Source organism: Aeromonas sp. S8(2024) (assembly GCF_041403085.1).
Lineage (GTDB): Bacteria > Pseudomonadota > Gammaproteobacteria > Enterobacterales > Aeromonadaceae > Aeromonas > Aeromonas dhakensis.
On sequence record NZ_JBGLRF010000002.1, the window covers coordinates 126,311 to 147,954 of the forward strand.

At 63.2% G+C, this 21,644-nt stretch carries 17 protein-coding genes; 5 read left to right on the plus strand and 12 right to left on the minus strand.

The genetic code is table 11. The features are described 5' to 3' along the window. Positions 1–80: 80 nt before the first annotated feature. The 3 genes from ACB031_RS05180 (at position 81) to ACB031_RS05190 (ending at position 4,825) form a co-directional block, all read left to right on the plus strand. Complete coding sequence (locus ACB031_RS05180) at positions 81–2,102, plus strand: NADPH-dependent 2,4-dienoyl-CoA reductase (RefSeq protein ID WP_124249687.1); 2,022 nt, start codon at positions 81–83, stop codon at positions 2,100–2,102. A gap of 838 nt (positions 2,103–2,940) precedes the next feature. After that, the gene (locus tag ACB031_RS05185) at positions 2,941–4,239 is read left to right on the plus strand and encodes an autotransporter domain-containing protein (RefSeq protein ID WP_371139157.1); all 1,299 of its coding nucleotides are present in this window, start codon (positions 2,941–2,943) and stop codon (positions 4,237–4,239) included. A 37-nt stretch (positions 4,240–4,276) separates the two neighbouring features. Next, positions 4,277–4,825, plus strand: coding sequence for an NAD(P)H nitroreductase (locus ACB031_RS05190; RefSeq protein WP_021467339.1), 549 nt, complete (start codon positions 4,277–4,279; stop codon positions 4,823–4,825). A 649-nt stretch (positions 4,826–5,474) separates the two neighbouring features. Here the strand turns inward: ACB031_RS05190 and ACB031_RS05195 are convergent. The 4 genes from ACB031_RS05195 to ACB031_RS05210 all read right to left on the minus strand — a co-directional run bounded on the left by ACB031_RS05195 (position 5,475) and on the right by ACB031_RS05210 (position 9,847). Continuing rightward, entirely contained in the window at positions 5,475–6,038 is a 564-nt protein-coding gene (locus tag ACB031_RS05195; RefSeq protein WP_371139158.1) for a sugar O-acetyltransferase, read from the minus strand. A gap of 73 nt (positions 6,039–6,111) precedes the next feature. After that, positions 6,112–7,089, minus strand: coding sequence for a D-2-hydroxyacid dehydrogenase family protein (locus tag ACB031_RS05200; RefSeq protein ID WP_371139159.1), 978 nt, complete (start codon positions 7,087–7,089; stop codon positions 6,112–6,114). A gap of 336 nt (positions 7,090–7,425) precedes the next feature. Continuing rightward, the gene (prmA, locus tag ACB031_RS05205) at positions 7,426–8,304 is read right to left on the minus strand and encodes a 50S ribosomal protein L11 methyltransferase (RefSeq protein ID WP_010675412.1); all 879 of its coding nucleotides are present in this window, start codon (positions 8,302–8,304) and stop codon (positions 7,426–7,428) included. Positions 8,305–8,830: 526 nt separating this feature from the next. Then, positions 8,831–9,847: a zinc-binding alcohol dehydrogenase family protein gene (locus ACB031_RS05210; protein ID WP_371139160.1), complete on the minus strand. Its 1,017-nt coding sequence runs from the start codon at positions 9,845–9,847 to the stop codon at positions 8,831–8,833. Between the two features lie 100 nt (positions 9,848–9,947). On the opposite strand from ACB031_RS05210, the gene ACB031_RS05215 reads away from it, so the two are divergent. Continuing rightward, positions 9,948–10,820 carry a LysR family transcriptional regulator gene (locus ACB031_RS05215; RefSeq protein ID WP_054545430.1) on the plus strand — a complete coding sequence of 291 codons (873 nt, stop codon included), beginning with the start codon at positions 9,948–9,950 and terminating at the stop codon, positions 10,818–10,820. A gap of 2 nt (positions 10,821–10,822) precedes the next feature. Here the strand turns inward: ACB031_RS05215 and ACB031_RS05220 are convergent, their stop codons facing one another. From ACB031_RS05220 to acs, 7 genes are all read right to left on the minus strand, one after another. Beyond that, entirely contained in the window at positions 10,823–12,250 is a 1,428-nt protein-coding gene (locus ACB031_RS05220; RefSeq protein ID WP_005298024.1) for a PTS transporter subunit EIIC, read from the minus strand. Between the two features lie 77 nt (positions 12,251–12,327). Beyond that, a complete protein-coding gene (panF, locus tag ACB031_RS05225; protein ID WP_362795739.1) occupies positions 12,328–13,806 on the minus strand; it encodes a sodium/pantothenate symporter in 1,479 nt (492 codons plus the stop codon). Further along, entirely contained in the window at positions 13,796–14,074 is a 279-nt protein-coding gene (locus tag ACB031_RS05230) for a YhdT family protein (RefSeq protein ID WP_010633080.1), read from the minus strand. Before ACB031_RS05230 ends, panF begins: the two co-directional genes overlap by 11 nt. Positions 14,075–14,153: 79 nt before the next feature. Further along, positions 14,154–15,494, minus strand: a complete 1,341-nt coding sequence (accC, locus tag ACB031_RS05235) for an acetyl-CoA carboxylase biotin carboxylase subunit (protein WP_005298029.1) — start codon at positions 15,492–15,494, stop codon at positions 14,154–14,156. Positions 15,495–15,509: 15 nt separating this feature from the next. Continuing rightward, positions 15,510–15,968: an acetyl-CoA carboxylase biotin carboxyl carrier protein gene (gene accB / locus ACB031_RS05240; protein ID WP_216973307.1), complete on the minus strand. Its 459-nt coding sequence runs from the start codon at positions 15,966–15,968 to the stop codon at positions 15,510–15,512. 36 nt (positions 15,969–16,004) lie between these two features. After that, entirely contained in the window at positions 16,005–16,454 is a 450-nt protein-coding gene (gene aroQ / locus ACB031_RS05245; RefSeq protein WP_005298040.1) for a type II 3-dehydroquinate dehydratase, read from the minus strand. 265 nt (positions 16,455–16,719) lie between these two features. Next, on the minus strand, positions 16,720–18,666 hold the full coding sequence (gene acs / locus ACB031_RS05250) for an acetate--CoA ligase (RefSeq protein WP_005298042.1): 1,947 nt from the start codon (positions 18,664–18,666) through the stop codon (positions 16,720–16,722). Positions 18,667–18,836: 170 nt separating this feature from the next. Here acs and ACB031_RS05255 point away from each other — a divergent pair, with 170 nt between their 5' ends. Further along, on the plus strand, positions 18,837–19,136 hold the full coding sequence (locus ACB031_RS05255) for a hypothetical protein (protein WP_371139161.1): 300 nt from the start codon (positions 18,837–18,839) through the stop codon (positions 19,134–19,136). A gap of 33 nt (positions 19,137–19,169) precedes the next feature. Here ACB031_RS05255 and ACB031_RS05260 read toward each other — a convergent pair whose 3' ends face one another. Continuing rightward, complete coding sequence (locus ACB031_RS05260; RefSeq protein ID WP_371139162.1) at positions 19,170–21,620, minus strand: EAL domain-containing protein; 2,451 nt, start codon at positions 21,618–21,620, stop codon at positions 19,170–19,172. Positions 21,621–21,644: the final 24 nt, after the last annotated feature.

Genomic DNA, 21,644 nt, shown 5'->3' on the forward strand with positions numbered 1-21,644 from the left:
CCACCTTGTTCCAGGCCTGAGTCCGGACGGCGGGGGATGGGCGTGGTGCCATCCAGCCCGGCCCCGAAAAGGAGTTCATGATGAGCCGTTACCCGACCCTGCTGACCCCCCTCGATCTGGGCTTTACCCAGCTGCGCAACCGCGTGTTGATGGGATCCATGCACACCGGACTCGAAGAGGAGAAGGGGGGCTTTGACAAGCTGGCCGCCTTCTATGGCGAGCGGGCCCGGGGCGGGGTCGGCCTCATAGTGACCGGCGGTATCGCCCCCAACCTGCGCGGCCGGCTGGTGCCCCACGGCTCCCAGCTGAGCTTTCCCTGGCAGGTGGCCAAGCACAAGAAGGTGACCAGTGCGGTGCATCAGGAGGGGGGCAAGATAGCGCTGCAGATCCTCCATGCCGGCCGCTACGCCTATCATCCGTTCAGCCTGGCGCCGAGCGCCCTCAAGGCCCCTATCTCTCCGTTCAAGCCGCGCGCCATGAGCGAGCGGCAGATCCGCGGCACCATCCGCGACTTCGCCGCCACCGCGCAACTGGCCAGGAGCGCGGGCTACGACGGGGTCGAGGTGATGGGCTCGGAAGGCTATCTCATCAACCAGTTCATCTGCGAGCGCACCAACAAGCGCACCGACGGCTGGGGTGGCAGCAGCGAAAACCGCATGCGCTTCCCGGTGGAGATTGTCCGCGCCATCCGCGAGCGGGTCGGGCCGGATTTCATCATCATCTTCCGCCTCTCCATGCTGGATCTGGTAGAGCAGGGCTCGACGCTGGAAGAGGTGATTGCGCTCGGCAAGGCGCTGGAGCAGGTGGGGGTCACCCTCATCAACACCGGCATCGGCTGGCACGAGGCGCGCATTCCCACCATCGCCACCAGCGTGCCGCGCGGCGCCTTCAGCTGGGTGACCGCCGAACTGAAAAAACACCTCAAAGTACCGCTTATCACCACCAACCGCATCAACACCCCCGAGGTGGCCGAGCGCATTCTGGCGGGCGGCGAGGCGGATATGGTCTCCATGGCGCGCCCCTTCCTGGCCGACCCCGAATTCGTCATCAAGGCGGCCGAAGACAGGGCGGACGAGATCAACACCTGCATCGCCTGCAACCAGGCCTGCCTCGACCACATCTTCAAGCAGAAGCGTGCCTCCTGCCTGGTCAATCCGCGCGCCTGCTTCGAGACCGAACTCAACTTCGGCCGGGTGCCTCAGCCCAAGAAGCTGGCGGTGGTGGGGGCCGGTCCCGCCGGGCTGGCGTTTGCCTGCTACGCCGCCGAGCGCGGCCATCAGGTGAGTCTGTTCGATCAGGCGAGTGAAATCGGCGGCCAGTTCAACTTCGCCAAGCAGATCCCGGGCAAGGAGGAGTTTCATGAAACCCTGCGCTACTTTGCCAAGCGGCTGGAGAAGTGCGGCGTCGAGCTCTATCTGGGCCAGCGCCAGAGCGCCGAGAGCTTGCTTGGCGGCGGCTTTGACGAGGTGATCCTCGCCACCGGTATCCGCCCGCGCACCCCCAACATTCCGGGTATCGAGCATCCCAAGGTGCTGAGTTACCTGGACGTGCTGCGGGATCACAAGCCGGTGGGCGAGAAGGTGGCGGTGATCGGCGCCGGCGGCATCGGCTTCGACGTGGCCGAATATCTGGTGGAAAAACGGGCGGATGGGGGCCAGAGCCGGGATCACTGGCTCAAGGAGTGGGGCATCGACAAGCAGCTCGGCGAGCGCGGCGGTCTGACGACCCCGGTGATCGACGCCCCCGAGCGCCAGATCTGGCTGCTCCAGCGCAAGGAGAGCAAGGTGGGCGATGGCCTGGGCAAGACCACTGGCTGGATCCACCGCACCGTCTTGAAGAACCGCAAGGTGGAGATGCTCTCCGGCGTGCAGTATCTGCGCATCGACGACGAGGGGCTTCACATCCGGGTGGGCGACCAGCAGCAGTGCCTGCCGGTGGATCAGGTGATCATCTGCGCCGGCCAGGAGCCGCTCAAGGAGCTGCAGGCCGGTCTGCAGGCGGCGGGCAAGCCGGTACACATCATCGGCGGCGCCGATGTGGCCGCCGAGCTGGATGCCAAGCGCGCCATCCGCCAGGGGGCCGAGCTGGCGGCCCTCATCTAGAAGAGGTTCAGGCACGGGAAAGCGAGAGGGGCGACAAGCCCCTCTTTGCATAGGAAATCTCCTTGCTCTGGCAGAGCCGGCGCTTGTGGCTTGACTGAAATTAACATAGGGTCAACAAATACCTGTCTGGCGTCATGAGGGATGTACCGCCAGACGGGGGCAGGCTCAGCAAGCCAGATATGCCCCCTTGGTGCCACCATTGGCCTGAACGTGTCGACCAATCCCCTCTCCCGGACAAGGCAATAAGGACATTACCATGTGCCCGGCAACACCCATAAACCCAGTCTGCAACCCTGCTCCTCGTGTTGGCTCAGTCGCATTGGCGGTGATGCTGTATTGCTCACCGGCGTTGGCGGATCCTGCCGGCAGATTGATCTTTCTTGGCTGGACCAGCGATCAACTGCATTCGGTCTGGCTCTCAGCCGTGTCATCCGGCCAGTTTGAGGTGGAGTCGGCCAAGCAGGGGCAAGTCTATGACAACTGGAGTCAGGACCGCAGAGGCCTACATCTGACCCTGTCACCCGAGGTACAAAACGGCGGTACCCACAAGCTATATGCCTATCTGGATACGACATCAGGTAAACGAGTCCTGCTCGATACGGATAACCAGCAAAATGGACATTTCACCTTTCCCGGTAATTTCACTCCGCCCACTCTGCCGACCAGGCCGCTCCCTCCTATCGCTGTTTTGCCTCCCGAGAGCGGTGTAACACCGCCGATAGGTACTCTGCCGCCACAAGGGATGATGCCGACCCGGCCCGGTGGCGTAACACCGCCGGTGGGCACTTTGCCGCCGCAGGGGATGATGCCGACTCGGCCCGGCGGCGTAACACCACCGATGGGCACTTTACCGCCACAGGGGATGATGCCGACCCTGCCCGGCGGCGTAACACCGCCGGTGGGCACTTTACCGCCACAGGGGATGATGCCGACCCGGCCCGGTGGCGTAACACCGCCGGTGGGCACTTTGCCGCCGCAGGGGATGATGCCTACCCGGCCCGGCGGCGTAACACCGCCGATGGGCACTTTGCCGCCGCAGGGGATGATGCCGACCCGGCCCGGCGGCGTAACACCGCCGGTGGGCACTCTGCCGCCGCAGGGAGTGATGCCGACTCGACCCGGAGTTTTACAGCCGCCCACAGGTCTGCTGCCCACACCTGTGCTCCCGATGGTAACGCATCCGGCCGGAGAGCTGGCGAGCGAGCGCGCCTGGAATGAAACCAGATTGTGCGTCATGGCAGACGAGCGAGCACAGCTGCCGCCCACTCTGCGCGATCGATATCCGGATTGTCCCTCTTCCCGGGAGGCTGTGGTTGTGGTGGGGCAGCCACAGCCCAGACGCTGGGCCTTGTGGGGGGACGAGGTCTACTACGACATAGCGGATCACCGGGAAGGGAGCGATCTGTCCGGCAGTACCAATGTGTTTACCTTGGGGGCAGAGACTCGTCTCGATCAGGCTATGTCGCTGGGATTTGCCGTCTCCCGACTCGACAGCAAGGCAAGTGCCTTCGAAGGGGGAATGAGGCTGGCTGCAGGGGGCTACAATCTGGGCCCCTACTTCACTTATCAATTGTCGAAACGCTGGATGCTGGATGCGACCCTGATGTATGGCTGGATGGACAACGAGCAAGGCTTGTTGTTTCTCAGCGGTGACTACGGTTCGACGTCCGTGAGCGGCAACCTGGGGGGCTCGGCCCAGTTCGAGTGGGACGCGTTCACCCTCCGTCCCCGACTAGCGATCAGTTACAGTCATGGCCGCAGTGACGGCTATCGGTTGCAAGGGGATTACCGTGGCCTTCCCCTGCAGCTGGAACGGGGGAGCGACAGTTACAACCAGGGCAACCTGACGGGGACGCTGGAGCTGAGCCGGCTCTATCATACCCGCGATGGTGTGCCGGTGATGCCTTATGGGGAACTGGGTCTCGATTATGGCTTTGAGAGACCTAACGATGGCTATATCCTGACGGGCAATCTGGACATGGCCCGCACCCAGCCGTTGAGCGGCACTATGCGGGTCGGGCTGCGCACTCTGCTGGGTGGAGACACCACGGTCACGGCCAGTACCGGTTATCTCAGCCTGGGTCAGGGGGGGCTGAATGTCTGGGAATGGAGGCTCAATCTTTCCAGGTCATTCTGAGCCCGGGCCCGACCTTTTCTCAATGAAGGAGATTTTGATGGATGCACTGACGTTATTGCTCAACCGCCACTCCTGTGGCCGTCTGGCCGAGCCCGCCCCGAGCGGTGAGGTACTCGACAATATCCTCAAGGCCGGGCTGCGGGCGCCGGATCACGGCACCCTGACCCCCTGGCAGTTCATCCTGTTCGAAGGGGAGGGCCGCGAGCGGTTGGGCACCCTGCTGGCGGAAGCCGCCCGTAGCCGCGGTGAGGATGAAGAGAGCATCAAGAAGTGCCGGGAAGCTCCACTGCGCGCACCGCTGGTGATCGCGGTGGCGACCCGCCATCAGGAGCACCCCAAGGTGCCGCGGCTGGAGCAGGAGCTCTCCGCCGGCTGCGCCCTGATGGCGATGCAGATGGCGGCCCAGGCCCAGGGCTTCAACGGCATCTGGCGCTCCGGCTGGTTTATCTTTGACGAGCAGATCCAGGCCGGCCTTGGCCTTGGCACAGACGATCAGCTGGTGGGCTTCCTCTACCTCGGCACCCCCATGCTGGAGGCCCGCAAGCTGCGCGAGCTGCCGGTGAGCGAGTTCGTGCGCCGCTTCTAGTCTGATGAACTGTCGATAAAGCCCTGACTTGTCAGGGCTTTTTTGTTTCTGGCGACAGGCTGTACTGATAAATGAAAAATTGCCAAGAGGCAGGCCGTCGCTGGCAGGGAATTTTTTAAATAGTGAGATGCCGTTCTCAATCCTGGTTTATTACGCTATGTAAAACGTTTGCGCCTCGTTAATATCCCTGTGCCAGTTTAGAAGGTGACCCCTTCTAATTTTCTGCGATGAGAGTCGCAATTCCGTAGCACCTTTTTACAGCCCAACGTCTTGATGACATTGGGCTTCATTTTTTTGGGCGCTTTTTAGGTACCGGTACCCTCAACCTCCTAGGACCGGAAAGGTCACCTTTTTACAGACCATCATGGTCTTGATGACATTGGGCTTCATTTTTTTGGGCGTTTTTTAGGTACCGGTACCCTCAACCTCCTAGGACCGGAAAGGTCACCTTTTTACAGGCCATCATGGTCTTGATGGCGTTGGCCTTCATTTTTATGGGCATTTTTTAGGTACCGGTACCCTCAACCTCCTAGGGCCGGAAAGGTCACCTTTTTACAGGCCAGCATGGTCTTGATGACATTGAGCTTCATTTTGATGGGCACTTTGCAGGTGCCGATCCCCTTAATTCCGTAGCGCCCGGCGCGCGCCGCTAGCTTACCGGCGTCTTGCCTTTGGCGGGCAGCACGCGGGCCGGGTTGCCGGCCACCCGGGCACCGGCTGGCACATCTTTGGTGACCACGGCTCCGGCGCCCACGATGGCCTCCCGCCCTATGGTGACGCCGGGCAGCAGGATGGCGCCACCGCCAATCCAGACCCTGTCCTCGATGGTGACCGGCAGCGCGGTCTCCACCCCCTGGATCCGTTCATCGGCGTCCAGCGCATGGGCGGCGGTGTAGATCTGCACGTTCGGCCCTATCATCACCTCGGCGCCGATGCGAATGGGGGCATTGTCCAGCAGGGTGGCCCCCATGTTGATGTAGCTGCGCTCGCCAAGATGGATGTGGCGGCCATAGGTGCAGTAGAGGGGTGGGCAGATAAAGGCGCCCTGGGCCAGCTCACCGACGATCTGCTGCAGCAGCGCCAGCTGTTCATCCTCCTCGTCGCTGCGATTGAAGCGGCGGTACAGGCGGGCCGTCTCCCGGCGCAGCAGATCCAGTTCCGGTGCCATGCAGTTGTAAAGCTGGCTGGCGATCATCTTGTCGTACTCGGTCATGGGAGCTCCTGTGGCTTGTCTTTGTGGCGCCTAGGTTATACATGCTAGCGGCCCGGTCGCCGGATAACCGTGATCAGCGGCCCGCTACGGGCAGCACCAGATTGGTCGGCCTGCCCTCGGCAAAGGCAATCAGGTTGTCAAAGGCGGCCTGAAAGTAGAGTTGGTAGCTGTTGCGCTCCACATAGCCAAGATGAGGCGTCGCCAGCACATTGGGCAGGCGCAGCAAAGGCTCGCTCTGCGCCGTGGCGGGCTCTGCATCGAACACGTCGAGGGCTGCACGCCGGGTCGGGTTGGCGACGAGTTCGGCATAGAGGGCGCCGGGCTCGACAAGCTCAGCCCGACTGACGTTGACCAGCAGGGAGTCCGCTTTCATCCGCGCAAGATCGGCGCGGGTCACGCAGCCACGGGTGGCCTCGTTCAGGCGCAGATGCAAAGAGAGGACGTCGGCCTCGCGAAAGAAGCTCTCTTTGTCACAGGCGCTGGCATGGCCATCCTGCTCGGCCTGCCGGCGGGAGCCCTCGCTGCCCCAGATCAGCACCGACATGCCGAAGGCCAGACCGTAACCGGCCACCAGTCTGCCAATCTTGCCGTAGCCCCAGATGCCGAGCGTCAGCCCCTGCAAGGTACGCCCCAGCCCCAGTGTGCCGGACTGCTGCCACTGCCCCTGGGCGAGGGCATGGCAATAGGCCGGGAGGTGGCGGGAGGCCGCCATGATGAGGGCCCAGCAGAGCTCGGCGGGCGCCACCGGGCTGCCGATGCCTTCGGCGACGGCCACCCCGTGGCGCTGACACAGGAGGGGGTCGATATGCTGGCTGATCTTGCCGGTCTGGCTGATGAGGCGAAGGGAGGGGAGTCTGCGCAGCAAGGCTTCGTCGATGCGGGTGCGCTCGCGGATGAGCACCAGCGCCTCCACCCCTGCCAGCCTGGCGGCAAGGCGCTCGGGGTCAGGTTCGCTTCGGGTGAGAATGGTGACGTCGTGGCCCGCCAGGCGGGTAAAGCAGGGCAGATGACGCACCTGATCCTGATAGTCGTCCAGTATGGCAATCCGCATAAGCACTCTGTGTCGCAGGGGGGACTGGCGGCCTATCCTACCGGAAACGGGGTGAGCTGTGTGGTCAAATGAGCATGTATGGCGCTGGGTGGTGGAATCAGCGAAGAAGCGGCTGCCGCCGGCGGGCCGAAAACAGACGGGGCTCCCGTGTGGGAGCCCCGTTGATAGTTTGGCAAGTGCCGCTTAGCCGAGTTTGTAGCTGATGGGCTGGCAGCCGCCGTGGCTTGTTGCTTATCAGCCGAGTTTACGGCCGATGGGTTGGCTGCCGCTGTGGCTTGTTGCTTATCAGCCGAGCTTGCGGCCGATGGGTTGGCAGCCGCCGTGGCTTGTTGCTTATCAGCCGAGTTTACGGCCGGAGAGGCGGCACCACTCTTCCTTGACGGCGGTCGGGTCCATCTCGAACCACTGGCCGTAGATGGTCTCCAGCTCTGGCGCCTGGCTTTCCAGTACACCGGAGAGAGCCATCAGGCTGCCCGCCTTGCCGTGGCCTGCGATAAGCGGCGCCAGCTCGCGCAGCGGGCCGGCCAGAATGTTGGCGACCACCACGTCCGCTTCGACATCTTGCGGCTGATCCGCCGGCAGATAGAGTTCGATCTGATCGGCGACGCCATTGCGCTCGGCGTTGTCACGGCTGGCCTGGATGGCCTGCGGATCGATGTCGATGCCGATGACCCGGGCCGCGCCCAGTTTCAGGGCGGCGATGCCGAGGATGCCGGAGCCGCAACCAAAGTCGACCACTGTCTTGCCAGCCAGATCCAGCCCGTCCAGCCACTGCAGGCAGAGCGCCGTGGTGGGGTGGGTACCGGTACCGAAGGCCAGACCCGGGTCCAGCATGACGTTGACCGCATCGGGGTTTGGCACGTCGCGCCAGCTCGGGCAGATCCAGAGCCGCTCGCCGAACTGCATGGGGTGGAAGTGATCCATCCACTCGCGCACCCAGTCCTTGTCTTCCAGCTGCTCCACCTTGTAGCCCACGTCTTCGCCGAAGATCTGCTGGAAGAAGGCGATGGTGGGCGCCGGATCGGTTTCGGCGTCGAACAGCCCCATTACTTCGGTCTCGCCCCACAGCGGGGTTTCGCCCGGCATGGGTTCATAGACGGGCACATCCTTGGCATCCATAAAGGTCACCGCCTGGGCACCACGCCCCAGCAGCATGTTGCTCACCTTGTCTGCGGTCTTGGCAGTGGCGTTGATTCGAATTTGTATCCAGGGCATGGCGTCGACTCTTCATAAATGTGAAACCGCGGGATTCTATCATCATGGGCGTGTGCTGTCGTGGTTTGCCCATGCAGTGTGGTGGAAGAGGCGGACTTTGCCGAGTTGGCACGGTTCATGTATTCCTCATTGAGTGACGGGAAGCAACCTGTTCCCGCTGAATGCTTTGCTCTAGGAAAGTTCCGTCATCTTTTTCAGCCACCTTCGGGTGGCTTTTTTTTGCCCGCAGAGTGGCCCGGGGCTGCAGACCTCGGTGGCAGGGCACAATGTGGCAAGCAAGCGGGGAGGGGGGCGAGATTGGCACACTAGCTGCAAAGGTTCAGAGGTCCTGCATAAGGATATGTGTGTGATTGTTACCCCAACGTTCAGGTATTTAGGGCCATCCCGGCGGGATGGCCCCTTTTTTTTGGCTTTTTTATGGTGAAGCTGCGTGGTGACTGTCTGTTGCCTGATATGTGCTGTGCAGTGATGGGGCTTGTCACTGGTGAGTTCACCCCATGATGGTGCAGTTTTTACCCATAAGGGATTAGTTGCCGAACCGGCTCATGTCGATCACCAGCTTGCCCACCATGCGGCCGGCTTCCACCTCGGCATGGGCCTGAGCCAGGGTCGTCGGGGTCAGCTCGGGTACCACCTTGCTGAGGGTGCTCTTGACCACGCCCTGATCCACCAGGGCGGCGACCAGCCCCAACAGGTTGTGCTGCTCAATCAGGTCCGGAGTCTGGAACAGGGAGCGGGTAAACATGAACTCCTGGCTGAAGGTGACGCTCTTGCTCTTGAGCAGGGAGAGATCCCAGGGCTCGCTCGATTCGGCGATGGTGCAGATATGGCCGAACGGGCTGATGAGGCTGGCCATGGCATCCCAGTGCTGCTCGGTGGCATTGGTGCAGAAGATGGCGTCCACCTGGTTGATGCCGAGGGCGGTGAGCTCCTCTTGCAACTGGTGATGGCTCACCACCTGATGAGCCCCCATCTGCAGGCACCAGGCCCGGGTTTCGGGGCGCGAGGCGGTGGCGATCACCTCCATGCCGGTGAGCTGGCGGGCCAGCTGGATGGCGATGGAGCCGACCCCGCCGGCGCCGCCGATGATGAGCAGTCGTCCGCGGCTCTCGCGGGTGAGGCGCATGCGCTCGAACAGGGTCTCCCAGGCGGTGATGGCGGTGAGCGGCAGGGCGGCCGCTTCCAGGTCGCTCAGGCTGGCGGGGGCGAGGGCGGCGATGCGCTCATCCACCAGTTGCAGGGCGCTGTTGCTGCCGGGGCGGCTGATGTCGCCGGCATACCAGACCCGGTCGCCCGCCTTGAACAGGGTCACCTCAGGGCCGACGGCGATCACCTCGCCCACGGCGTCCCAGCCCAGCACCCGCGGGCTGCTCTCGACCTTGGCCTTGGGGGCGCGCACCTTGGTGTCGACCGGGTTGATGGAGGTGGCGTTGACCCGCACCAGCAGGTCGTGCGGGTCCGGTGTCGGGTCGGCCAGATCGGCCTCGATGAAGCAGTCGGGATGATCGCTCGGCAGATAGTGGGTCAGGGCGATGGCTTTCATGGCAGTTCCTTTCAAATCGGTTGGATGGGGATTGCCAGCCACTCTAGTCTGGTTGATTATTCAGATTAAGATGAGTAATTGGTAAAGACTGTTTGAATATATGAACAATGTCGAACTGGAGTTGATGGGGCTGTTTGCCACCGTGGTGGAGCAGGGCAGTTTTACCGGCGCGGCCGAGCTGCTTGGCATGCCCAAATCCTCGGTCAGCCAGAAGATCTCGCGGCTCGAATCCCAGCTCGGGGTGCGCCTGTTGCAGCGCACCACCCGCCGGTTGAGTCTGACCCCGCAGGGAGAGGTCTATGTGGAGCAGTGCCGGGCGCTGCTGGCGCTGGCCCGCAGCGCCAATCTGGCGATGGCGCGGCTGCGCGCGGCCCCGGCCGGCCGGGTGCGGATCACAGCGCCGGAGGCTACCGGCACCCTGCTGCTCGGCCGGATCCTGGCCGAGTTTCGGGCCCTCTATCCCGAGGTGGTGCTGGAGCTGACCCTCTGCGATGAGCAGCTCGATCTGGTGGGGGAGGGTTATGATCTGGCACTGCGGGCGGCGCCGCTGAAAGACTCCAGCCTCATCTGCCGGCGCATCGGTCAGGTGCCGCGGTACTTGGTGGCGGCCCCCGCCTATCTGGCGGCCCACGGCATGCCGCAACAGCTGAGCGAGCTGGGTCGATACGCCTGCCTGGTGCACACGTCGTTGCCGGTGTGGCCGCTGCAGGAGGGGGGCTGGCGGCCGCAGGGGGCCTGTATCAGCAACAGCCTGCTGGCGCTGCGGGAGCTGGCCATCAATGAAGGGGGAATTGCCCTGCTGCCCCATCACGTCTGCGAAGGGGATCTGGCGAGTGGCCGCTTGCAGAAGGTGTTGCCCGAGCTCGCCGTGCCGCCCAACCCCTTCTATCTCATCTACCCGAGCCGGGAGCACCTGGCCCCCGCCCTGCGCAGCCTGATGGATTTTGTGGCCGAGCGCCTGCCGTTTGCCTGAGGCTACCAGCCGCTCTGGCCGGCGGACTCCTGATTGGGTTTGAGGCCGAGCGGCACCGACTGGCGCTCCGCCAGCATGCGGATCTGCCCTTCGATCAGGCTGGCGTTGGGGCCCAGCACCAGCACCAGCTGATGGTCATTGAGCTGGATCCAGGAGAGGCAGCCCAGCCCCAGCAGGCGGGATTGATCCACCAGAGAGATGTCGCGTACCCGCAGGCTGAGGCGGGTCAGGCAGACGCTCATGGCCTGCAGGTTGTCCATGCCCCCCAGCACCTTGAGGTACTGGATCGCCAGCATCTGGGGATCGGAGGGGGCGACGCTGGCAAGGCGCGGGTGTTCCGGGGCGATGGGCTTGCTCGGCAGGCTGAGGGGCGTGCGCTCCAGCAGCTGATAGAACAGCAAGGTGTAGGCGACGAAGAACAGGATGCCGACCGGAATGAGCCAGAAGCTGTGCTCGCCGGCGTGGTAGCTCAGCACCAGATCCAGCAGGCCGGCGGAGAAGTAACTGCCCACCTTGATGCCGAGTGCGCTGCAGGTGGCGAGCGACAAGCCGGTCAGCAGGGCATGGGCCAGAAACAGCCAGGGGGCGGTGAAGGCGAACAGGAACTCGATGGGCTCGGTGATCCCCACCAGCGCCGAGGTGAGCGCCAGGGTGAGCAGCAGCCCCCCCTGCGGCAGCCGCTGCATGCGCTGGCGGTGCAGCCAGATGGCGAAGCAGGCGCCAGGCAGGCCGAACATGATGATGGGGTAGAGCCCGGCCACATAGCCTTCGTGCAGCGGCTGGGCGCTGGCCAGCGCCTGCAGGTTGCTCTCCCCCAGCCCGATGAGGCTGCCCAGCACCTGGTGCAGACCGAGCGGGATCAGCAGCCGGTTCAGCACGCCGTAGCAGAAGGCGCCGAGCGGGGTGGTGAGCAGCTCGGAGGCGAGCAGGGTGATGCCCTGCTCCAGCAGTGGCCAGAGCAGCGCGAGGGGGAAGGCCAGCAGCAGGCAGGCCAGTGCCGAGGCGAGCAGGCTGGTAAAATCGCCGTTGACCAGCCGCAGCCAGTGGGGCATGGGGTGGCGCTTGAGCCAGGGGTAGACGATGGCGGTGGTCAATCCCGCCAGCAGGCCGCAGATCATGTCGCTGTGCAGGCCGGGGGCCAGAGTGCCGAGCGCCGAGCTCAGCAGCAGGAAGTTGACCGCGCCGGCCAGCGCCTGGCTCCCCTCGCCCTGGCGGCTCAGCCCGAAGGCGATGGCCACCGCATAGATGAGCGGCATCTGGCTGAACAGGGCGCGACCGGTGAGGGAGAGCACCGCCAGATCCAGCACATCCGGCTGGCCGAGCCGATAGAGCAGGGCCGCCAGCGGCAGGATGGAGACCGGCAGCAACAGGGCGTAACCGAGTCGCTGCAGGGCTTGGGTCAGGATCTGTCTGGCGTTCTGGACGGGCATAAGGGTGCACTATTTTGTGACATGGCGCACAGTTTACCCTTAAAGCACCCATTTTGGGATAGTTTCGGAACCCTTTATTAATCCATTGCTGAACAAGGTTCGAAGAGCCGCCGCACGCTCTGGCTTGGAGCCGGGGTGAGCAGGCTGACCAGCACGAAGGCAATCAGCCCCAGCGCCAGGCTCGGCACGATGGCGTGCAGGCCGGCCAGCTTGATCCCCCACTGGCTCAGGACGGCGTAGCAGAGAATGCCGCACACCATGCTGGCCAGGGCTCCCGGGCCGTTGGCCCGTGACCAGTAGAGGCCGAGCACCAGCGGCCAGAGGAACACCGCCTGCAGGCCACCGAAGGCGAGCAGGTTGAGCCAGATGATCATCTCGGGGGGCTGGAGCGCCGCCAGCAGCACCAGGGTACCCAGGATCAGGGTGCAGAGCAGGGAGAGGCGCGGCACCCGTACCTCCAGCTTCTCCTGGCCGGCCTTCTCCGGGCTCAGGTAGTTGAGGTAGAGATCCTTCACCAACGTGGCGGAGGCCTGGATCAGCTGGGAGTCGATGGTGGACATGATGGCCGCCATGGGGGCCGCCAGGAAGACCCCGGCCAGCCAGGGGGGCAGCACCTCCATCATCAGGGAGGGCATGATCTTGTCCGGGCTGTCCATGCCGGGCAGGATGGCGCGGCCCAGCGCCCCGGCCAGGTGCATGCCGAACATCAGGAAGGCGCTGACGATGGTGCCGATCAGGATGCCGCGGTGCAGCGCCTTGCTGTCGCGATAGCCAAAACAGCGCAGGGCCGAGTGGGGCAGTCCCACCACCCCGACGCAGACCAGCACCCAGAAGCTCAGCATGAAGGGCTGGGTCAGCATGTCGCCGGCCCCCTGCGGGCTCACCAGCTTGGGGTCGATCGCCTTGAGCTGGTGGATGAGGTTGGGCAAACCATCCCCCGCGATCAGGATCCCCGCCAGCAGGGCACCGGTGCCGATCAGCATGATGATCCCCTGCAGCGCATCCGTCATCACCACGGCGCGAAAGCCGCCGATCACCGTGTAGAGCAGCACGCAGCCGGCAAACAGGAACAGCCCCTGCTGGTAAGAGAGGCCGGTGGCGGTCTCCAGCAGGCGGGCGCCGCCGATGAACTGCACCACCATGGTGGCAATGAAGGCGAGGATGATGGTGACCGAGCCCAGCACCACCACGGCCCTGCTCTGGTAGCGGGCCCACAGCATGTCGTTGATGGTCACCGCATTGACCCGGCGGGCTATGATGGCGAACTTCTTGCCAAGCACCCCCAGGGTGAGCCAGACGGTGGGCAGCTGGATCATCGCCAGCAGCACCCAGCCCAGGCCAATCTTGTAGGCGGCACCCGGCCCGCCGATGAAGGAGGAGGCCGAGGTGTAAGTGGCCACCAGAGTCATGGCCAGCACCAGGCCGCCCATGCTGCGGTTGCCGATGAAGTACTCCTGCACGAAGTCACCGCCCACCCGGTGGCGGCTGGCCCAGAAACCGACCCCCAGCACCAGCACCAGATAGATGCACAGCGGCAGCAGCAGCTCAAGATTCATGGGGAGGCTCCTTGTCATCGAGGGGCTGGGAGTCGAGGGGGATATCCACGAACAGGCGATCCACCATCAGGCCGCACAGCACGATGAACAGCAGCGGCATCAGAATGCAGCTGAGCAGGAACCAGAGCGGCATATCCCAGAATTCGATCTCTTCGGGGATGAAATAGGCCGTGCCATACCAGGCAAGGAAGTAGAGCAGGGTCAGCAGCAGGCAGAGTGCTGCTTCCCGACGAGCGAGCGCAAAACGGTTCACCTTGGCCTCCGACAATTTCGAGGGGCGCAAGGATAACAAAAAAGGGCCATGTCGCCATGGCCCTTTTTCAGCAGAAGATCTGCGGACGCGAGTCTTACAGACCCAGCTTCTTGTGCAGGTAGTGGATATTGGTACCACCGTGCTGGAAGTTTTCGTCCTTCATGATCTCTTTTTGCAGGGAGACGTTGGTCTTGATCCCTTCCACCACCAGCTCGTCCAGCGCCTGACGCATGCGGGCAATGGCGACGTCGCGGTTTTCACCGTAACAGATCAGTTTGCCGATCATGGAGTCGTAGTAGGGCGGCACCTTGTAGCCGGCGTAGATGTGGGAGTCCCAACGCACGCCCAGACCACCCGGCGCGTGGAAGCGCTGGATCAGGCCCGGAGACGGCATGAAGGTGGCCGGGTCTTCGGCGTTGATCCGGCACTCGATGGCGTGGCCACGGATGCGGATGTCCTGCTGGGTGATCGACAGGGGCTGGCCGGCGGCGATGCGCAGCTGCTCCTTGATGAGGTCGACGCCGGTGACCATCTCGGTAACCGGGTGCTCTACCTGGATACGGGTGTTCATCTCGATGAAATAGAACTCGCCGTTTTCGTACAGGAACTCGAAAGTACCCGCACCGCGGTAGCCGATCTCGATACAGGCGCGCACGCAGCGCTCACCGATGAACTTGCGCATCTCGGCGGTGATGCCCGGCGCCGGTGCCTCTTCGACCACCTTCTGGTGGCGACGCTGCATGGAGCAGTCGCGCTCGCCCAGATAGAGGGCGTTGCCCTGGCCGTCTGCCAGCACCTGGATCTCGATGTGGCGCGGGTTCTCCAGGTACTTCTCCATGTAGACCATGTCGTTCTTGAAGAACTGGCCTGCTTCGGACTTGGTCAGCGCGATGGCGGCAGCCAGCTCGGCTTCGCTGCGCACCACGCGCATGCCGCGACCACCACCGCCACCGGCGGCCTTGATGATCACCGGGTAGCCGATGCGCTTGGCAATGGCGGCGTTGTGTTTGGCATCGCTGTCAACCGGACCGTCGGAGCCCGGTACGCAGGGTACGCCCGCCTTCTTCATCGCCTCGATGGCGGAGACCTTGTCACCCATCAGGCGAATGGTCTCGGCGCGCGGGCCGATGAAGACGAAGCCGGATTTCTCGACCACTTCGGCAAAATCGGCGTTCTCGGAGAGGAAGCCGTAGCCGGGGTGAATGGCAACGGCACCGGTCACCTCGGCGGCGGCGATGATCGCTGGCACGTTGAGGTAGGAGTCGGTACTGGCCGGTTTGCCGATACAGATGGTTTCGTCGGCCAGCAGCACATGCTTGAGCTCCCGGTCGGCGGTGGAGTGAACGGCCACTGTCTTGATCCCGAGCTCTTTACAGGCGCGCAGGATCCGCAGGGCAATTTCACCGCGGTTGGCGATGACTACTTTGTCCAACATGGGTGGCGATTTCCCTTATTCGATGATGAACAGCGGCTCGTCGAATTCGACGGCCTGACCATTTTCAACCAGGATCGCTTTGATCACGCCGGCCTTGTCGGATTCGATTTGGTTCATCATTTTCATGGCTTCGACGATGCACAGGGTATCGCCGACATTGACGTGCTGGCCCACTTCCACGAACGGCTTGGCTTCCGGGCTGGAAGAGCGGTAGAAGGAACCGACCATGGGGGAGCGCATCAGGTGACCGGCCGGGGTGGCGTCGGCAGCCGGTGCTGCGGCGGCCGGGGCGGCGGCGACAGGAGCGGTTACCGGAGCAGCAACCTGCGGCATGATCATCTGCGGAGCAGCGGTCACCTGACCGGAGAAGTTGCGGCTGATGCGAACGGACTCTTCACCTTCGGAGATCTCCAGTTCGGCGATGCCGGACTCTTCAACCAGTTCAATCAGCTTCTTGATTTTGCGGATATCCATTAGCATTCTCTTTCTTCTTTATCTGATCAGTGATTATCAAGCCGCGCGCAACTGGTGCACGGCCGCGGTTAAAGCGAATTGGTAGCCATCGGCCCCCAGCCCACAAATGACCCCCTTGGCGACATCAGACAGATAGGAGTGATGACGGAAGGGTTCCCTGGCGTGGACGTTGGACAGGTGAACCTCGATAAAGGGGATGGCCACACCCAGCAGCGCATCGCGGATGGCGACGCTGGTGTGGGTGAAGGCGGCCGGATTGATGATGATGAAGTCCACCTGACCCATGGCCTGGTGGATGCGGCCGACCAGCTCATGTTCGGCGTTGGATTGCAGGTGTTCCAGTGTGACCCCGAGTTCGCCGGCACTTAGCGTCAGATCGGCGACGATCTCATCGAGCGTCTTGCTGCCGTAGATGCCCGGTTCCCGTTTGCCCAGCAGGTTCAGGTTCGGCCCGTTGAGCAGGAGAATTCGGTGTTTTTGCGACATATTGAGTACATCCTCGATGATAATGCTGCTATCTGTCAGCTATCTTGTGGACTACCAGAAATCTAGCCATTTTCTGCTCAAATCGGTGTGCACTGGCACACAGATTTCGCAATTATATTGATTTCGTGAAAATTAGCAGCATTTTACTGGTCTAATCTCTACATCTGTCTGTTTTTTGCTCTATCAGGTCGGTTGTCAAAACACTCACTAGCAGGAATGACAAAGCCGGCACAGGGCCGGCTTTGGAGGCAAAAGGCAGACGGGATCAGGCGGCTTCGGACTTCTCGCGAATGAGTTTGTCCACTACGCCCGGATCCGCCAGGGTGGAGATATCCCCCAGGCTGTCGGTCTCGCCGGTGGCGATCTTGCGCAGAATGCGCCGCATGATCTTGCCGGAACGGGTCTTGGGCAGCCCCTCGGCCCAGTGGATCACGTCAGGGGTGGCGATGGCGCCGATCTCCTTGCGGACCCACTCCTTCACCTCCTTGTGCAGCTCCCGGCTCGGCTCTTCGCCGGCGATCAGGGTGACATAGGCATAGATGCCCTGGCCCTTGATCTCGTGCGGTACCCCCACCACAGCCGCTTCGGCGATCTTCGGATGAGCCACCAGCGCGGATTCGATCTCGGCGGTGCCCATGCGGTGGCCGGAGACGTTCAGTACATCATCCACCCGGCCGGTGATCCAGTAGTAGCCATCCTCGTCGCGACGAGCACCGTCGCCGGTGAAATAGCGGCCGGGGAAGGTGGAGAAGTAGGTCTGCTCGAAGCGCTCGTGATCGCCGAATACGGTGCGCATCTGGCCAGGCCAGGAGTCGGTGATCACCAGGTTGCCCTCGGTGGCCCCCTCCAGCGGCTCGCCCATGTTGTCCACCAGCGCCGGCTGCACGCCGAAGAAGGGGCGAGTGGCCGAGCCTGGCTTGAGATCGGTGACGCCGGGCAGCGGGCTGATGAGGATGCCGCCGGTCTCGGTCTGCCACCAGGTGTCGACGATGGGGCAGCGCTCGTCGCCTATGGTGCGGTAGTACCACTCCCAGGCTTCCGGGTTGATGGGCTCGCCTACGGAACCCATGATGCGCAGGCTCGAACGGGAGGTACCCTCAACTGCCTCGTTGCCCTTGGCCATCAGCGCGCGGATGGCGGTGGGGGCGGTGTAGAGGATGGTGACCTGGTGCTTGTCCACCACCTGGCTCATGCGGTTGGTCGCCGGGTAGTTGGGCACCCCTTCGAACATGATGGTGGTGGCGCCGTTGGCGAGCGGCCCGTAGACCAGGTAGGAGTGGCCGGTGACCCAGCCCACGTCTGCGGTACACCAGTAGATGTCCTCCTCGTGGTAGTCGAAGATGTACTTGAAGGTGAGGGTGGCATAGACCAGATAGCCGCCGGTGGTGTGCAGCACCCCCTTGGGCTTGCCGGTGGAGCCGGAGGTGTAGAGGATGAACAGCGGGTCTTCGGCCCCCATCGCCTCCGGCGGGCAGTCGCTGCTGACGGCAGCCGTTGCCTCATGCCACCACAGATCGCGGTGGTTGTGCCAGGCGATGTTGCCGCCGGTACGTTTGAGCACGATCACCTTGCTGACCTTGGTCTCCGGGTTGGTGAGCGCTTCATCCACGTTCTTCTTGAGCGGCACCGGGCGGCCACCGCGCAGCCCCTCATCGGCGGTGACGACGATGGTGGAGCCGGAGTCGATGATGCGACCGGCCAGGGCTTCTGGCGAGAAACCGCCGAAGACGATGCTGTGCACGGCACCGATGCGGGTACAGGCCAGCATGGCGATGGCCGCTTCCGGCACCATGGGCATGTAGAGGCAGACCACGTCGCCGCGATGCACCCCTTGTGCCTTCAAGACGTTGGCAAACTTGCACACCTCGGTGTGCAGCTCGCGATAGGTGAGCTTGCGATCCTCGGCCGGGTTGTCCCCTTCCCAGATGATGGCGACCTTGTCACCGCGCTCGCTCAGATGGCGATCCAGGCAGTTGGCAGAGACGTTGAGCAGGCCGTCTTCATACCACTTGATGGAGACGTGGCCCGGATCGTAGGAGGTGTTCTTGACCCGGGTATAGGGCTTCATCCAGTCGAGGATCTTGCCCTGCTCGCCCCAGAAGGCATCCGGGTTCTGCACCGAGGCCTGGTACATGGCCTCATAGCCTGCCTTGTCCAGCAGGGCGCCCTGGCTGATGTGGGCTTTGACCGGGTAGACCTTGCTCTCGCTCATGTGTCACTCCTTTGAATACATTTTTGTAATGATTGGATAACAACTTATACCTTTGGCGGGGGAGGGCAATTAGACTTTTGGATAGATGGCAACATCCGCTTACAGTCGCGTCGATGACAATTCATCGCCGATTGGGTAAAACGTCGCTTTTACCGATGGAGACAGCCCCCGTGTTGACCCTGCTTCTTTGCTCCTCCCTCTGGCAGTTCGAGGCCCCGAAGGCCACCGATGAGGCCGCATTGGCTGCCCCCCATGCCAACGGTCTTGAACTGACACCGACACAGCCCGATTCATCCTCACTGCGGGATCACATCAGCGGCCAGCTGAGCGAAGCATGGCTGGCGCGCAAGCCACCGGTGTCCGTCACCCTCGGGGAGAAAAAGTCCTCCTATCCGCAGGACTCCTTGCTGGAAGAGTCACGTCGGCAGCAGGACGAAGGGTGGGACGCCAGGCTGACCTTCAACGATTGAGTTGGCTGTGGCTGTCCCCCCCTGGCGCGGGGCTCAGCACCAGTGATTCCTGCCCGCTGCCTGCTGCGCCGCCAGATGGGGCTCGGCCAGCGGGTGGCTGAACAGATAGCCCTGCCCCTCCTGACAGTGGAGGGATTGCAGAAACTGGCGCTGGGCCTGGGTCTCTATCCCTTCGGCGGTCACCATCATGCCCAGGCTGTCGGCCAGGTTGACGATGGTGCGGCACAGCTCCCGGCTGTGCTTGTCATCGGGCAGCGCCTGCACGAAGGTCTTGTCTATCTTGATCCGATCGATGGGCAGGCTTTTCAGCAGGCTCAGGGATGAGAAGCCGGTGCCAAAATCGTCGATGGCGATCTGCACCCCCAGCTCCTTCAGCCGCTTGAACAGCTGCAGACTCTGGTCGACCCGCTGGATGATGCTCTCGGTGACCTCTATCTCCAGCCGTTGTGGCGGAAAACCGGTCTCGGCCAGGATGGCGGCGACCCGCTCCACGTAACCTGCCGAGCGCATCTCCCGTACCGACACATTGACCGACAGTCTGGGCACCGCCAGCCCTGCGGCCAGCCAGGCTTGCCCCTGCTGGCAGGCGGTACGCATCACCCACTCCCCGATCTGCTCGATGAGACCGCACTCCTCGGCCACCGGAATGAAGCGGGTCGGCCCTATCATGCCCTCGCTGGGGTGTTGCCAGCGCAGCAGGGCTTCCAGCCCGCTCAGCTGGTTGCTGGCCAGGTCCGTCATGGGTTGATAGAGGATGTAGAGCTGCTGCTGCTCGATGGCCTGGAACAGCCCCTGCTCCATACTCAGTCGCTCCCGGGTCTGTTCCGTCATGTCCGGGGTATAGAAGAGGTAACCGTTGCGGCCCTGGTTCTTCGCCTCGTACATGGCGCTGTCGGCGGCACTGACCAGGGTGTCCGGGGTGGTGGCGTGTTCCGGATAGAGGGCGATGCCGATGCTGGCGGAGACGGCCACCCGCTCGTGATCCAGCTCGACCGGTTCGCGCAGGCGGGCCAGCAGCTGCTCGGCGAGCCTGGCCAGCTCCTCTGGCTGCTCGAAGTAGGGGATCAGCACCAGAAACTCGTCGCCCCCCAGCCGGGCCGCCACGTCGTTGTGGTGCAGCAGTCGGCGAATGCGCTCGGCCAGCAGCTTGAGCAGCTCGTCCCCGGCCCGGTGGCCCAGGGTGTCGTTGATCAGCTTGAAGCCGTCCAGATCGATGAACAGCAAGGCGAGCTGTTGCCGGTTGAGGTGGGCGGTCTTGATCTCCAGCTCAAGCCGCTCCTGCAACAGGTTGCGGTTGCCGAGCTCGGTCAGGGGATCGTGATAGGCGAGGTGGTTGAGCTGTGCCTCGGCCTTGCGAATGGCGCTGATGTCGGAGAAGGCGATGACATAGTTGGTGGTGTTGTGGCGGCTGTCGTGGACGGCGCTGACATGCTGCCAGGAGGTGAAGTAGCCGCCATCCTTGCGCAGGCACATCATCTCGCCATGCCAGGCGTGGCTGCCGGGCAGCAGGGTGTGCCAGGGGTAGTCGATGTCGGTGTGGCGGCGCGGGTGCATGATGGCTTCCGGTGACTTGCCGACGACCTCCTCCTCCTCGTACTGGGTCATGCTGCAGAAGGCCGGGTTGACCGAGATGATCTGGCGCTGGCCATCCATGATGATGATGCCTTCGGCGGCGGTTTCGAACACCACGTTGGCCTGGCGTAGCTTGTCTTCCTGGGTGCAGCGATCGGTGGCGTCGTGGATCACCCCGGTGATGCGTCGCCCCAGATGTTCGCTGGCTGCCACGTGATCGGCATGGATGTCGACCCAGCCTCGCTGCTGATCGGGCCCCAGGTAACCGAGGGTGAGATGAATGGGGGCCGTGCCCTTGAGCGCCGCCCTGAGCTGTTCGCCAGAGAGGGGATCGAAGCGCTTGATGAACTGATCCATTCCCCCCTGAAACTCGCTGGCGGCGGTGCCGAGCAGCTGCTCGACCCGGCCGTCAAACTGCAGTCTGTCCTCCTTGACGTGCCACTCCCACACCCCGATCCGGCCGGCATTCATGGCCAGTTGCAGCCGCCGCTGCGACTCGACCTGTTCGGTCACGTCGCGCACTATGGTGAGAATGCCGTCGGGCACGCCCTGTTCGTCGAGCATGGGGCTGTAGATCGCCTGCCAGTGGCGTTGCTGGCCCTGATGGGCCGCGGTATGGCCGCTCAGGTTCAGCTCGACCCGGGGGACGCCGCTGCTGATGATCTGCTGGAACAGGGGCTCCAGCACGGGGGCCAGGGCCGGGACGATTTCCCGCAGGGTGTGGCCGTAGTGCTCCTCCCGGGAGAGGCCGTTGAGGTCGGCCAGGGTCTGGTTGACGCTGCGGCAGCGAAAGTGGCGATCGAAGATGCCTATGCCAAACGGGGCCAGTTCGAACAGCTGCTGCAGCTCGTTCACGCTCAACTGCCCCGCCTGCGGCGGATCGGGCATGGCGTCGAAAAGCTCTTTCCCCATCACGGGACTCCGAAATTGACTGTT

Bases quoted from the DNA above. Each gene is read 5' to 3' on its own strand.
- accB (WP_216973307.1), bottom strand. From the start codon at position 15,968: ATGGATATCCGCAAAATCAAGAAGCTGATTGAACTGGTTGAAGAGTCC.
- acs (WP_005298042.1), bottom strand. From the start codon at position 18,666: ATGAGCGAGAGCAAGGTCTACCCGGTCAAAGCCCACATCAGCCAGGGC.
- ACB031_RS05185 (WP_371139157.1), top strand. From the start codon at position 2,941: ATGGGCACTTTACCGCCACAGGGGATGATGCCGACCCTGCCCGGCGGC.
- prmA (WP_010675412.1), bottom strand. From the start codon at position 8,304: ATGCCCTGGATACAAATTCGAATCAACGCCACTGCCAAGACCGCAGAC.
- ACB031_RS05210 (WP_371139160.1), bottom strand. From the start codon at position 9,847: ATGAAAGCCATCGCCCTGACCCACTATCTGCCGAGCGATCATCCCGAC.
- accC (WP_005298029.1), bottom strand. From the start codon at position 15,494: ATGTTGGACAAAGTAGTCATCGCCAACCGCGGTGAAATTGCCCTGCGG.
- aroQ (WP_005298040.1), bottom strand. From the start codon at position 16,454: ATGTCGCAAAAACACCGAATTCTCCTGCTCAACGGGCCGAACCTGAAC.
- ACB031_RS05220 (WP_005298024.1), bottom strand. From the start codon at position 12,250: ATGCCCGTCCAGAACGCCAGACAGATCCTGACCCAAGCCCTGCAGCGA.
- panF (WP_362795739.1), bottom strand. From the start codon at position 13,806: ATGAATCTTGAGCTGCTGCTGCCGCTGTGCATCTATCTGGTGCTGGTG.
- ACB031_RS05215 (WP_054545430.1), top strand. From the start codon at position 9,948: ATGAACAATGTCGAACTGGAGTTGATGGGGCTGTTTGCCACCGTGGTG.
- ACB031_RS05260 (WP_371139162.1), bottom strand. From the start codon at position 21,620: ATGGGGAAAGAGCTTTTCGACGCCATGCCCGATCCGCCGCAGGCGGGG.
- ACB031_RS05200 (WP_371139159.1), bottom strand. From the start codon at position 7,089: ATGCGGATTGCCATACTGGACGACTATCAGGATCAGGTGCGTCATCTG.
- ACB031_RS05180 (WP_124249687.1), top strand. From the start codon at position 81: ATGAGCCGTTACCCGACCCTGCTGACCCCCCTCGATCTGGGCTTTACC.
- ACB031_RS05195 (WP_371139158.1), bottom strand. From the start codon at position 6,038: ATGACCGAGTACGACAAGATGATCGCCAGCCAGCTTTACAACTGCATG.
- ACB031_RS05190 (WP_021467339.1), top strand. From the start codon at position 4,277: ATGGATGCACTGACGTTATTGCTCAACCGCCACTCCTGTGGCCGTCTG.